Below are 13,294 nucleotides of genomic sequence, written 5' to 3'. Positions count from 1 at the left end.
CCCTGACACAAATCTGGTCACCAGCCCTGCGTGACAGTGCGTCCGCGGGGTGATCCACCTTGTGTTCGGCTTGCGTCACCTGTGAACGGTCGAGCTCAGCGCGCGGCACCATGTGCTTCATCGATGCCACACGCCTCGTCTCCAACAGCGTTCCCTACTTTTCTTGTCAAGCCAAATAGGACTCGCGGTCGCCGCCGACCCGAGCCAAACCTTCCACATCTTACCGGCCAGTACCACTCGCCTTGGGTACGGGTCGTGAGACAACCTACGCTTCCGCGACCACGAATGTGGCTACTCGCCCTTGAGTATCGGAATGATCGGCGCGAAGGCATCCATCTGCGTCGGGAACACCCCGACATACGACATGGACGTTCGCCTGCGCACCTCGCGGATCTGGTCGGCGATCTGCTCGAACGACCCGAAAGCAAGGTACGGCGAGGCCAGGATGTCGTCGACCGACAACTTGACGTCCATGGCGATGTTCGGCGGATAGCCCTGGTCGAGTGCGGCCAGCGCCATCTCCGCGGTCGCCTCGCGATCGTCGGTGATCACGATTGTGGCGATGGTCCAGTTGAGTTCGATGTCGTCGAACCTGTCGCCGGCCGCCTGCCGGATGCGGTCCACACGCTCGATGGTCTTCTCCATCGTCATGTCGGACAGCCGCAGCCGGCCGTCGGGCGTGGTGCCCGTCGCGACCGAGATGATGTCGGCGTGCTTGGCGGCAAGCGCGAGCATCTTCGGCCCACCGCCGCCGACCGCGATCGGAGGCCGGGGACCCTGCCGCGGACGGGGACTGCCGACCAGACCCTTGATGTTGTAGAACTCGCCGGAGAAGTTGACCTCCTCGCCGCGCAGGAGTCCGTCGAGGATGGTCAGCGACTCATCGAGCCTGCGGATCCGGACGCCGGGCGACTCGAACTCGATGCCGGCCTTGTCGAACTCCTCTTTCATCCATCCCGCGCCGATCCCCAGCTCCAGGCGGCCCTTGGAGAGCACGTCGATGGTGGTGGCCTCTTTTGCCAGCAGGGCCGGGTGCCGGTAACCGTTGGCCAGCACCGACGTGGCAAGCCGGATCCGGTCGGTGGCCTGGCTGAGTGCACCGAGGGCCGCGAGCGGCCCCACCTGGTTGCCCAGATGGTCGGGCACGGCGAACGTGTCGAACCCGTACTCCTCGGCGGTCTGCGCGAGTTTGACGAACTTGCGCGCCCCACCCTCGTCACGGTTGCCCTCGCCACCCGCTCCGAACCGGAACTTACGGGGGCCCGGTGCGGCCTCGGCTGAAGTCATCGCAAGTCTCCTGGTTGTCGAACATGCCCGGTGGTCGTCGCCCATGCCTTACGGGCCCGGCTCGGCAGTAGACGATACTTCCGCACCTGGTCAGCGCAAAATGCGCTCGATCCGGTCCGGCGGGCTCATTCGTGCTTGGGGAAAGGCGCCTTGTCGATCACGTCACGTGCCCAGCCCGTCATCCACTCCGTGGCCGGCTCACCGTCGTCATTCCAGTACCGAGTGGTGTTGTACATCGCGTGTACCGGGTTGTTGACGGCACCCATCAACTTGCTGATGCCCTCGATCGGGTTGGCGATGGTGGGTGCATCACAGATCAGATCGCCTGGCGCACAAAGGGAGTACGTGCGGTCGGTGAGCTCGCCGAATCCGCCCGGACGTGGCCCGGTCAGGTCGATGCCGGGAATCGGGAGGATGTCGAGAGCGATTTCCGCACCGACGCCGGCCGGGTTGGGACCCACCGTCTCCACCTGATTCGGCTGACGGCGACCGTCGGCGATCAGTCCGACGCCCACCACGAGATCGGCAGCGACCGGCCCCCGACCGTTACCGATCTCACCCGCGATGTCACCTGCGATGACCGCTCCCTGCGAGAAGCCCATCAGGACGAAGCTCGTGAGCGGACACTTCTGGTTGACCTCGGTGATCTTGGCGCGGGCCTTGCTGGTGCCCTCGGCCCGTGACGTGTTGTAGTCGATCTGTCGGTCGGTCAGCACGGTCGGATTCCGGAACTGGGCCACATACGGCACCGTGTAGACGTCGGCCCGCGAGCTGTCGAACTCCTCTGCGAGCGGCCCGGACACCTTGAGCATCAACGAGTTCGGGTTCGCAGTCGGATTGTAGGGGTCGTCGTTCGATGCCGACTCCCACGTACCTGGCACCACGATCACCTGGACGTCCGGGCAATCGGCGGGCTGCGCGGTGGGTCGCGGCGCAGCCGACGACGGCGGCGACGATGAAGGTCCACCCGGTTGCCCCGGGTCGGGCCGAAGTAGGTTGATGATCAGGATGATCACCAGGATCACCGCGATGACGCTGAGGATCCCCAGACCGAGGACCACAAACAGCAACGTGCGTCCCCGACTTCGCTTCTTACGTGTCATGTCGGCCGCTTTGTGGTTGTCATGTCGGCGACCGTCAGCAGTACTTGGCTTCGGCGGCCTTGATCACCTTGTCGGCGTTGGCCTGCGCCTTGGCCTCGTCGGTGGTGCCCGAGCCCACGAGAGGTACCACGATCACCTTGATGTCGGCCGGGCTGGCGCCCTGCTCCTTGCCCTGACAGACCGCCGAGGCAGCACTGAGCGCGATGGCGTTGTCGGGGTCGTTGGGGAACTCGACGCCCTGCTTCTTCAATTCCGCGAGGTAGTCCTCGGTCTTGTCGTTCTCGTCGACGCCTTCGGGCACATTCGCCGAAGGCGGACCCGTCTCGGGAAGACCCTCGGTGTCGTCGGGCTGCCCGTCGCTGCTCGCCTCGGTCGACGTGGCCGTCGAGGCGCCCGACGGCGGCGCAGCGCTGCTGGTGGCGCTCGTCGTAGTACTGGTTGCGCTCACCGAATCAGTCGGCGCCGACGCGGTCGAATCGTCGCCGCAACCGGTGGCGAGCGCTGCGGTGATGAGCAGCGCGGCACCCGCGGTCACAACCCGAATGATGTTGCCTGTCATGTCACTTCCTTGTGTCTTCTCGCCGGGCGGCACGGCGGGGTCCGGTGAGCCGACGGACCGAAAACGCTCCGCCAGGCCGACCCGGACACCCCGCGCTGCGCGCCGGGATTCGCGCTCTGCGCCCTGAATACCTCCGCAAGGCTACAGAAGGCACCTGAGGAATCACTTGGCGGTGACGACCCCGTTCACGACCTCGATGGCGCCGCGTTCGAAGTTCACCCGGTAACCGCCGGTGATGTTCATCTGATCGCTGACCGGATAGCCGAACTTGCCGTTCTCGAATCCGGCCTTGCCCCATGCGTCGTAGATGGGTCCGAGAGGGATGGCGAAAGCACCCTTGGCCGGCGTCCAGTAGATGTTGCCGCCGTCGAACGCGTTGAACCGTCCGCCGTCGCGCAATCCGATCTCGTTGGTCTTCGGGAATCCGAGCCAGCCGCCCTCGAAGTCGAGCGTGGCGTACTTGTCCATGATCTTGCCTTGGACCGAGTGCGCACCGTTTGCCGGAGTCCAGTAGTAGCCGCCGATCTGGAACGCCTGCACCCGACCCTTCTTGTTGGGTGTGTCGATCTCGTCCCCGGTCGGGTACTTCAGCGGCCCACGTTCGTAACCGGCCTTGCCCCAGTCGGCCAGGATCGCCCCACCGACGGCATGCGCGCCGGTCTTCGCGGTCCAGTAGATGTTGCCGTTCTGGAAGCGGTTGAAGCGCCCGATCCGGTCCGGTGTCGCGAGCTCGTCGCTGGTCGGGAACCCGAGCCACCCGCCCGGGCCTCCGGCAGCCACGTACGCGCCGCCGATTCCGCCACCGACGACCTTGGCGCCGGTCTTCGCCGACCAGATGATCCGTCCGTTGCGGAAGTCCTGCGCGCGCCCACCCGGCACGTCGTATTCGGGGGTCAGGCACTCCTCGAGCGCCTTCTTGTTGGCCTTGTAGACGGGCGCGATCGCGCCGCCGGTCGAGCACGCCGGCCTGTCGACTCCGAGCCCGAGTGCACCTGCGGCCTGGGGCCACGCCTGCTGCATCTCGAACTGCCAGTACGGCCACGTGTGTGTTCCGGAAGCGCGGTAGACCGCCTGGGCCGGGACGCCGAGTTGGTTGAGCTTGCTGGCGAACTGCTGGGAAGTGACACGCGACAGCACCTCGAGGCCCACACCCGCGTAGTTCGTCGCGAGGTACGGGATGGTCGACGGGGTGTCGTACTGACCGACCATGCCGTTACCGGACGAGACGTACAGGCTCACGCCCTTGAGCTTGTCGGCCAGCAGGTACGGGTCGTGTTCTTTCCACGCCGGGTTGGTCGGCGGTCCGAACATCTTGCTCGAGTCGTATCCACCGGCGTCGTTCATCGCGAACTGCACCGCCTGCGGCATCCCGAACGAGCTGAGCTGCAAGATGCCCGAGAACGATGCGGCGAACTTGAAGAAACCCGGGTTGCGGCCGGCGAGCATCATCGCGGCGCTGCCACCCATCGACAGCCCCTCGACCCCGCGCACGTCCGTGGAGCGCCACTGGCTCTCCAGCAACGGTGGGAGTTCCTTGGTCAGGAACGTCTCCCACTGGTAGTTCTTGCCGTTGTCCGGTTCGGCCCAGTCGGTGTAGAAGCTCGACTCGCCACCGACGGGCAGGACAACGTTGACGTTCTTGTCCTTGTAGAAGTCCTCGATGTTGGTGTTGAGGACCCAGCCGTTCTGATCTTCCTGGGCCCGGAGTCCGTCGAGCATGTACATCTGCGGGAACTTGTTCGCCGGACGGTAGTTCCAGTCGCGGGCGAGCAGCAGCTGAACCTGGATGTTGGTGCCCATCGCGGGTGAGTACACCCACATCGCCACGCGGCGGTCGGAGTACCAGAAGGTGTTGGTGATCTTGACGCCTGGGACCGGCGCCGGCGCCTGGAGAGCGGGAGCCTGCACAGCAGGTGCCACCGGACTCTGCGGTGCTGGGGCGGCGACCGCAACGGTCGAGGACATACCCAGCACTGTGCACACGGATACCGCGCCGGCCATCAGTCCCAGTGCGCCGCGCACAAATCTCTGCCGCATGTACCTCTACTCCTCAAGTCACCGTCACCACTGTGGTCTTGCTCTGCTGCCCTATGTCACCGGACGAAGTCCGGATCAAGGCGGACCCGCAGACAAAAACAGAACGTCCTACGTGTTTCTTACACGTAGGACGTTCTGTTTTGAGGTTGCCACACCTGTGACAGGTGTGAATTTTGTGACTAGAGGGATGTCACCAGGATTATCCGCGGAACCAGCCCTGCTGGAGTGCTCGCCACATCATGTCCTGCCAGTAGCCCCACTTGTGAGTGCCGGTGACCGGGTAGTCGGTGGTGAGGTTGACGCGGTTCACGAAGGCCTGGACCTCGAACGCGCGGGTCTGGGCGAGCGACAGCACCTCGAGCGGCACTCCCTGCACGATGCTGACCGCGTTCTCGTTCTGGTTGTAGCCGCCCGGGATACCGCTACCCGACGCGACGCGGACCTTCATGTCGTGCATCTTGGTGATCTGCACAAACGGGTCATTGTCGTACCAGCGGGTGCTCCACGGGGGGCCCCACATGCTGTCCGCGTTCCACGGTCCGCCGTTGGCATCGAGCAGCGCGACGCGGATGGCCGACTTCATGCCGGGTGCCGACAGGTTCAGGTAGCCCGACATCGAGAAGGCGTGCGAGTAGTTCTGCTTGTTGTTGGCGCCGATCACCAGGGCGGCGTTACCACCCATGGAGATGCCGGCGATGGCGTACTTGCCGCCGGGGCCAACGCGAAGACCGCGTGCGTCCATACCCTTGACCAGGGTGTTGGTGATGACGCAGTTCCACATGTACTTGTACGGCTGGCGGTTGAAGTTGCTCGGCGCGTTCCAGTCGCTGTAGAAGCTGGCGGGTCCGCCGACGGGCATGACCACGTTGACGCCGCTGTTGACCATGTTCTGGACATTGGTCTCGTGCTCCCAGCCGCTGACGTCGTACGTCGCGCGCAGGCCGTCGAGCAGCACAACCGTCTTGTAGTTGCCGGGCTTCGACCAGGACCGGACCTTCACGGACGGCATCCCACAGCCATCGACGTTCCATTGCTGGAATCCGTTACCGGTGCCCCAGGCATTGGCTGTGCCGGTGCCGGCAACAACCCCGACTCCGGCAATGGTCGCCAGTGCGGCAAACGCAGCGATGAGGCGTCTGCCCATCCCCACTCGCCTCGACGGTGTGCTTACGCGCATCGAATACAACTCTCTCTCTGTCCAGCAGCGGGGCCTTGTCTGGTTCCATCTCGAACCACGGCCACGAGGGTCTTGAAATCGGCACCAAAATTTTCAGGTGCCACACAGCTTGGCGGTCATCTGGCGACGCCGTCCTGCAACCGAACGGAGCCTATTAGATGCATCCCCTGCTGACAAACCCTGTGACCGGATCCACTCCGACCTGGGTTGGCCACTTGACCAGGCCAAATCCGTGCTCTCCCTAACTATCGGGCATGCGAAACGCCGCGTTACACATTCGAGACCTTGGCTTTTGCGGTTTTGCGGGCTCGGTGAGCTCCCGCGCCGATCGGCCTCGATTTCTCAGGGAAATCTCAGAATAATGTGGGCGGTTGCACAGCATGTGGGATTTCTACCGGGGGTAGAGCGGCGGTGGAATGGGTAGTTTGCACCGCTGCAGTTCGTACTCGGGTATCCGATCGATCCGGTAAGAGGTGAATCCGGCCGCCTGACGCAGGTTGTGCTTGAAGCGGGCGAACGACCACGGCTGGGAGTACGAGGCGATGAGATCTTGGGTGGGCTTGCACGTCAGCGCCACCTTCGCCTGTTGCACGTCGTCGGCATCGAGATTCGCCGGCAACACCGGGTATCTCGACCACGCGCCGGACTCGGCGATCACCCATTCGTCCTCGAGGTCTTTGTCGTGTCCGATCCGGCCGTCGGGAAGCCGGTCCGTGTGCGCCGCGATCGGATACGACAGGCCCATCGGGTCGGTCACCCGCACATCGAGTGGCGCGTTCATGCTCGTCATACCGAGGTTCAGATAGAAGACCGTGAGCTGTTTGGGGACTCCGGGCGGTGGCGGGACGGGTAGCGGATCGAAGTACCACTCGTCGTAGTTCGGCGACGCCAGCAACACCCCGCCGGTGTCGCTGTGCTCGGCAATCTCCTCGACCATCGCTCGGATCCGCGGATAATTGAGGTAGTCGGCAGCCGTGACGGGGTGCTCCACCCCGATGTTCTGTATATAAAAGCGCCGTTCGTCGACGATGCCCTGCCTGCCGATCTCGGTGCCGTTCTTCATCCCGGCCACATGAGACGTGGAAGCCGCCCAGACCACCGTGGTGATCCACAGCCCGGCCATCACCACCGCGCCGACCCAACCGGCGAGGTGATCACGCCCGACGCCTGCGGGCAGCGCGATCGGGATCACCATCACCGGGAGCATCAGCAAGAAGAGCGGGACCAGCAGCACCCGGGCGTGCATGAAGTCGCCGCCCTGGCGCACCCAGTAGAAGCTCTCGAGCAATCCGGAGACGAGTATCAGTGCGACCACCGCGGTCGGGGTCTGCAACCGCCGACTCCAACTGGTGGCGCGCTCACGCCAACCCGACTCGGCCCGCCCCTTCACCAGATCGACTCGACCGGAACGAGATTCCCCAGGTGCCACCTGGGCCCGATGGGTCTGCAGATACCAGGCGAGACCGGCCGCGACCACCGCGACCAACAGCGGGAGCAGCAATACATAAGGACTGAACATGTTGCCCAGGTACTTGAGGCCCTGTTCGTACTTCGAGCCGGAGGCGTCCTTGGCCACGGCAGTGTTGGGAACGAGAAGGCCGTAGTAACCCATCCGGAAGATCTGGTAGCCCACCGGAACCACCGCCGCTGCGGCGGCAAATGCGAAGCGCATCCGCCACGTCATCGGCGCGCACACCACGAGCAGTAACGCCAGTCCGCCGACGACGGCGAGTTCGGGCCTGATGAGGGGGGCCAGACCGGCGTTGAATCCGAGCAACAGGGTGGTGACCACCTGTTTGCGTCCCTGGAGGATGCCGCGATCTGGGGTGGGCCGTTGACTCCAGGCGACCAGCTGGCACCACAACACCGCGGCCCAGAAGATACAGAGGGGAACCTCGAGGCCGCTGGTGGCGAAGTCACGCGCAGGCGGAAGCGTGATGTAGACCAGCGCTCCGAGAGGCAGCAGCAACATCCAGCCGGGGTTGACCGGACCGGTGCCCTTGCGGATGCGATAGAGCCGTCCGGTGCCGTACATGGCGATCGGGACGGCCGATATGGAGAGGACCAGGGCTATCCACAACACGACGTACTCGGTCTGGGCGTCGGTGATCCAGCTCCAGAACCAGATCAGGTACGTCCACACCGTCGACGTGTTGGCCTCGACACGCTCCCCCTCGTTGAAGACGGGCCCGTTGCCGGCCAACAGGTTCCGGACGGTGCGCAAGACGATGAGACCGTCGTCGGCGATCCACCGGCGCTGCCACGCGCCGTAACCGAAGATCGCACCCACCACGACAGCGCTGATCCACAGTGAAACGGTGGCCGGATTGACGCTGCGGCCGAGCACGCGTGGTTCAGCTACCGGCCGATTCTCAACTGCTGACCGGTGTTCAGCTGATGGCCGCCGTTCAGCTGATGGCATAGACCGCGACACCCACGCATACTATCCACGCGATTGCCAGCAGCTGGAGAACACGATCGCCGAGCGCAATTTCTTCGGGTTCGCCCGCTTGACCACCGTCGACGTCCACTGCGTATCGCAAGATGGCGATGGTGAAAGGCACCATGGACAGCGCGTACCAGACATTGTCGTCGTGGCCGCCGTCCGTGTCGAAGGCCCACATGCCGTAGCAGAGCACCACCGCGGTTGCGGACAATGTCCAGACGAAGCGCAGGTAGGTGGTGGTGTAGTACTCGAGGCTCTTGCGGATCTTCGCGCCGGTCCGTTCGGCGAGCTGCAGTTCGGCGTACCGCTTACCGGCCGCCATGAACAGCGAACCGAAGGTCATCACCAGCAGGAACCACTTGGACAGACCGTTGGGGAGATCGGCGGCCACGCCGCCCGCGACCGCACGGAGCAAAAAGCCCGACGAGACGATGCAGATGTCGATGACGGGTTCGTGTTTGAGGCCGAAGCAGTAGGCGAGCTGAATGGCCATGTAGATGCCGATGACCACCGCGAGCTGCCAGTTGGCCAGGAACGATATCCCGATCGACGCGACACCGAGCACGACGGCGAGCACAAACGCCAGCTTGACCGGGACCACCCCGGCCGCGATCGGACGGAAGCGCTTGGTGGGATGATTGCGGTCGGCCTCGACGTCCAGGGCGTCGTTGACGAGGTAGATGCACGAGGCAACGAGGCAGAACGCGACGAACGCGATGGCCGTCCGGCCCAGGATGTCGGGTTCGTCGACCGCTCCGGCCGCCACCGGTGCAGCCAGGACCAGGACGTTCTTGACCCATTGCCGTGGGCGGACAGCCTTCACCAGACCGGTCGCCAGATTCTTCGGCGGGCCGCGCACCACGTCGTGCTCGATCGGCTCCTCGCTCACAACATTCCTCGGCTCTCTGTTCTCGTCAGTCTTTCACCGGCACCGACCGCGGCGGCGCAGGCGGCACCGATCAACGCGCCCCCGATGACGTCGGTCGGGTAGTGCACGCCGAGCACCAACCGCGACAACAACATGGGCGGAACCAGCGCAGCGGGTAGCGCGGCAGGAGGTAAACCGGCGGCGCGACCGATGAGGATGGCCGCGGCCGTGGTCGATGTGGCGTGGCTGGATGGGAAGCTCAACTTACTGGGGGTTCCGACCCCGATCCTCACGTCGGCATGATCGGGGCGCCTGCGCCTGACGATGCGTTTGAGCACCACCGAGGCGGCATGGGCACCGAAGGCTCCGACACCCGCGGTCACCCACAGGTTCCGACCACGTTCGTCGCCGCGGATCTGCGCGATGGCAGCACCTGTGCCCGCGACCGCAAGCCAGCCCAGTGAGTGTTCACCGAAGTGCGACAGTGCTCGTGCCGAAGCCACGGCGCCCGGCTTGTCCACGAACATATTCTGTACGGCCACAAGGACTTTGGTCTCGCCACTCATCGGCGCGAACGCCGCGGGATACGTATCAGTCGATTCCGAAGACACGTTCCCAGCTCTCTTTGCTGACCAGGTCGGCCTGAGCGGATCGGTACGTCTCCCGCATCTCGGGGAACCGGGCCTTCAGCTCGCGAACCAGGGCAGCTGATTCCTTTGCCAGCGCAACCATCTTGTCGCGGTCACGCTGCCGGTAGACCACTCCCCGGCCGTCCGCGGTGGTGACCGTGACCCCGTCGACCCGGCCGAGGCTGAACCAACGGGCCTGCAGCGGCGGATAGTTGGCCTGCGGCACCTCGTGATGGCGAGGATCGGCCGGACGCAGATTGTTGACGATGCTCGCGCTCAGCGAACGGATCTTCGCCACCGGGTTGAGCGGGATGGTCATGCCGTACGCGGTGGCCTCACCGGTGGTCGGCGGCAGTTCGGTGGCCGAAGGCAGCACCACCGCATCGGGGTACTCCTTGCGCATCGCCGCGATCTTGGGCAGTGCCGTGGGCAACAGGTCCCGAACGTGTTCGGGGCCTGCGAGGAAGTCGCGGATCGCCTCGTTCTGGATGGCGACCGTCGAATACTCCAGGCACAGCAGGTGTTTGGCGGTTGCCTTCGCCATCGACTTCAGGATCCCGGCGGTGGACCCGTCGTGGTGGATGGCCGCGACGACCAGTCGGTTACGCAGATGGAAGTACGCCTGCCAGTCGATGGCGTCGTCCTTGTCGCTCCAAGCCATGTGCCAGATCGCGATGCCGGGGATGGTGGCGGTGGGATATCCCGCCTTGCCGGCGCGGAGGGCGAACTCCCAGTCGTCCCACTTGATGAACAGCGGCATGGGCAGGCCGACCTTCTCGGCGGCCTCCCGCGGAATCATGCACATCCACCAGCCGTTGCCGTCCACATCGATGCGACGGTGCAGATTCTTGGAGTGCCTGCGGTCGCGCAGCGGGTATTGCGCGAAGTCGTGGTCGTACTCGACATAGGGCGCGCTGGTCCACATGAAGGTGTCGTGGTTGATCACCTCGCCCATGCAGTGCAGATGGCTGCGGTCCTGCAGATTGAGCATCTGCCCACCGACGAGCATGGGCGACTTGGCGAATCGGGACATCGCCAGCGCACGCAGGATCGAGTCGGGCTCGATGCTGATGTCGTCGTCCATGTAGAGGATGTACGGACTGTCGGTCAGCTTGAGGGCCTCGTACATGATGCGCGAGTAGCCGCCCGAGCCACCGAGATTCCCCTGCTTGAACATGTGGAGCCGGTCGCCCAATGCTGCTGCGGCCTCGGCGAATCCGGCCTCTTCGGTGACGAGTTTGGTCCCCTGGTCCGGCATCATCACCGCATCGATGACCTCGTCGACCAACGGGTCGGAGGTCAGGGCCCGCAGGGCATTGACCGCATCGGTGGGGCGGTTGAAGGTGGGGATACCGACCGTGACGCGCTTGGTGTCCGGGCCGACGGGAGGATCGATCGGTGCGTACCAGCCGGCCGACGTCACCTCGACGTCGGTGTCCGTGGTGACGTCGAACCAGATCCATCCGCCATCCTCGAACGGCTCGAGTCCCACCTCGAACTCGATGGCGCCCTTGCCGTTCTCGTCGACGGGCACCAGGTTGCCGTCGACGGCGATACGCGAACCGTCGACCTTGGAGCGATAGACGTCCACTCGGCACTTGCCGACGAGCTCGATCCGCAGCACCACCGACTTCAGGACAGTCCACCGACGCCAGTACGAGGCGGCGAAGGCGTTGAAGTAGGTCTCGAAGCTCACCTCGGTCTCGGCCCCGAGCACCACCGAGGTGCGGGTGGGCGCGTGTGCCCGACGGGCATTGCTCGTGGCTTCCACCAGGTACAGCGAACGCACGTCGAGTGGCTCGCCTTGGCGCGGCAGGATGACGCGTTGCAGCAGGTTCTTGGCTGCGTCGTACGTCTGCGGATTCTGTGTTTGCTCGGCTGCAGTGGTGACTGTCAAGAGTTACGCCTCTCCGATGGGGTCGAGCCGGCCTTGGTGGAGCCCGGCTCCGCCTCTGGCTGCGTCTCCGCCAGCGGCGCACCGGTTTCGAGATGCGGTGCCAACGTGTTCTCGTACATCGTCAGTGCGCTCGCGATGGCCATGTGCATGTCCAGGTACTGGTAGGTGCCGAGCCGGCCACCGAACAGCACCTTGTTCGACGCGGTCTCGCGTTTGGCCCGGGCCCGGTAGGCGTTCAGCTTCTCGCGGTCCTCGGGGGTGTTGATCGGATAGTAGGGCTCGTCGCCACTCTCTGCGAACCGGCTGAACTCCCGCATGATGACCGTCTTGTCGGCCGGGTACTCACGTTCGGGGTGGAAGTGACGGAACTCATGGATCCGCGTGTACGGCACGTCGGCATCGTTGTAGTTCATCACCGGGGTGCCCTGGTAGTCACCGGTCTCGAGGACCTCGGTCTCGAAGTCGAGTGTGCGCCAGCCCAGCTCGCCATCGACGAAGTCGAAGTAGCGGTCCAGCGGCCCGGTGTACACCACAGGCGCGTCGGGGCTCTGGGCCCGCAGCTCGTCGCGCACATCGAACCAGTCCGCGTTCAGCCGGACCTCGATGTTGTCGTCGGCGGCCATGTTCTCGAGCCACGCGGTGTATCCGTCGACCGGAAGTCCCTCGTAGGTGTCGTTGAAGTAGCGGTTGTCGAACGTGTACCGCACCGGCAAGCGCGCGATGTTGGCCGCCGGCAGCTCGGTGGGATCGGTCTGCCACTGCTTTGCCGTGTAGTGCTTGACGAACGCTTCGTAGAGCGGGCGGCCGATGAGGCTGATGGCCTTCTCTTCGAGGTTCGCAGCCTTGTCGGTCTCGATCTCGCTGGACTGCTCGGCGATCAGCGCTCGCGCCTCGTCCGGCGTGAAGTACCGCCCGAAGAACTGCGACACCAGGCCGAGACCCATCGGGAACTGGTAGGCCTGCCCCTGGTACATCGCGAAGACACGGTGCTGATACCCGGTGAAGTCGGTGAACTTGTTGACGTAGTCCCACACCTTCTTGTTCGAGGTGTGGAACAGGTGGGCACCGTATTTGTGGATTTCGATACCGGTGGTGGGCTCGGGCTCGGAGTACGCGTTGCCACCGATGTGCGAGCGGCGATCGAGAACCAGGACGCGTTTGCCCAGCTGGGTCGCGGCGCGCTCGGCGATGGTCAGTCCGTAGAAGCCCGATCCGACGATGATGAGGTCGTAGCCTGAGGTGGTATCGGAACTGGAGCTGTCGGGGGTCACGGGTGTTCAGCGTAACGGAC

At 64.6% G+C, this 13,294-nt stretch carries 10 protein-coding genes; all 10 read right to left on the bottom strand.

Translation table 11 applies throughout. The annotated features are described in order from the left end of the window. Window positions 1-291 precede the first annotated feature (291 nt). Window positions 292-1,287 carry an LLM class F420-dependent oxidoreductase gene (locus tag ACVWY6_RS17710; RefSeq protein WP_457539774.1) on the bottom strand — a complete coding sequence of 332 codons (996 nt, stop codon included), beginning with the start codon at window positions 1,285-1,287 and terminating at the stop codon, window positions 292-294. A gap of 125 nt (window positions 1,288-1,412) precedes the next feature. Continuing rightward, complete coding sequence (locus tag ACVWY6_RS17705) at window positions 1,413-2,390, bottom strand: cutinase family protein (protein WP_317712764.1); 978 nt, start codon at window positions 2,388-2,390, stop codon at window positions 1,413-1,415. A 34-nt stretch (window positions 2,391-2,424) separates the two neighbouring features. Next, window positions 2,425-2,949: a DUF732 domain-containing protein gene (locus ACVWY6_RS17700; protein WP_457539772.1), complete on the bottom strand. Its 525-nt coding sequence runs from the start codon at window positions 2,947-2,949 to the stop codon at window positions 2,425-2,427. 162 nt (window positions 2,950-3,111) lie between these two features. Beyond that, window positions 3,112-4,986, bottom strand: a complete 1,875-nt coding sequence (locus tag ACVWY6_RS17695; RefSeq protein ID WP_099383003.1) for an alpha/beta hydrolase-fold protein — start codon at window positions 4,984-4,986, stop codon at window positions 3,112-3,114. Between the two features lie 199 nt (window positions 4,987-5,185). Then, complete coding sequence (locus ACVWY6_RS17690) at window positions 5,186-6,130, bottom strand: alpha/beta hydrolase (RefSeq protein ID WP_023954852.1); 945 nt, start codon at window positions 6,128-6,130, stop codon at window positions 5,186-5,188. Window positions 6,131-6,554: 424 nt separating this feature from the next. Then, window positions 6,555-8,585, bottom strand: coding sequence for a flagellar motor control protein ZomB (gene zomB, locus ACVWY6_RS17685; RefSeq protein ID WP_457539770.1), 2,031 nt, complete (start codon window positions 8,583-8,585; stop codon window positions 6,555-6,557). Beyond that, window positions 8,572-9,498 carry a decaprenyl-phosphate phosphoribosyltransferase gene (locus ACVWY6_RS17680; RefSeq protein ID WP_023954856.1) on the bottom strand — a complete coding sequence of 309 codons (927 nt, stop codon included), beginning with the start codon at window positions 9,496-9,498 and terminating at the stop codon, window positions 8,572-8,574. The genes zomB and ACVWY6_RS17680 overlap by 14 nt, the downstream gene beginning before the upstream one ends. Further along, window positions 9,495-10,088 (bottom strand): phosphatase PAP2 family protein, encoded by a 594-nt coding sequence (locus tag ACVWY6_RS17675; RefSeq protein WP_457539768.1) that lies wholly within the window; start codon window positions 10,086-10,088, stop codon window positions 9,495-9,497. Before ACVWY6_RS17675 ends, ACVWY6_RS17680 begins: the two co-directional genes overlap by 4 nt. Beyond that, window positions 10,069-12,003 (bottom strand): glycosyltransferase, encoded by a 1,935-nt coding sequence (locus ACVWY6_RS17670; RefSeq protein ID WP_457539766.1) that lies wholly within the window; start codon window positions 12,001-12,003, stop codon window positions 10,069-10,071. Before ACVWY6_RS17670 ends, ACVWY6_RS17675 begins: the two co-directional genes overlap by 20 nt. Then, window positions 12,000-13,274, bottom strand: a complete 1,275-nt coding sequence (glf, locus tag ACVWY6_RS17665) for a UDP-galactopyranose mutase (protein WP_457539764.1) — start codon at window positions 13,272-13,274, stop codon at window positions 12,000-12,002. Before glf ends, ACVWY6_RS17670 begins: the two co-directional genes overlap by 4 nt. Between the last annotated feature and the right edge of the window lie 20 nt (window positions 13,275-13,294).

The sequence above is a fragment of the Williamsia sp. R60 genome (assembly GCF_054063855.1).
Note: the sequence above shows the minus strand (reverse complement) of the source record. Positions and strands in the feature narration are given on the sequence as shown.

What these genes read in the sequence shown, in the direction of transcription:
- ACVWY6_RS17710 (WP_457539774.1), bottom strand. Translation starts at nt 1,287, where the DNA reads ATGACTTCAGCCGAGGCCGCACCGGGCCCCCGTAAGTTCCGGTTCGGA.
- ACVWY6_RS17705 (WP_317712764.1), bottom strand. Translation starts at nt 2,390, where the DNA reads ATGACACGTAAGAAGCGAAGTCGGGGACGCACGTTGCTGTTTGTGGTC.
- ACVWY6_RS17700 (WP_457539772.1), bottom strand. Translation starts at nt 2,949, where the DNA reads ATGACAGGCAACATCATTCGGGTTGTGACCGCGGGTGCCGCGCTGCTC.
- ACVWY6_RS17695 (WP_099383003.1), bottom strand. Translation starts at nt 4,986, where the DNA reads ATGCGGCAGAGATTTGTGCGCGGCGCACTGGGACTGATGGCCGGCGCG.
- ACVWY6_RS17690 (WP_023954852.1), bottom strand. Translation starts at nt 6,130, where the DNA reads ATGGGCAGACGCCTCATCGCTGCGTTTGCCGCACTGGCGACCATTGCC.
- zomB (WP_457539770.1), bottom strand. Translation starts at nt 8,585, where the DNA reads ATGCCATCAGCTGAACGGCGGCCATCAGCTGAACACCGGTCAGCAGTT.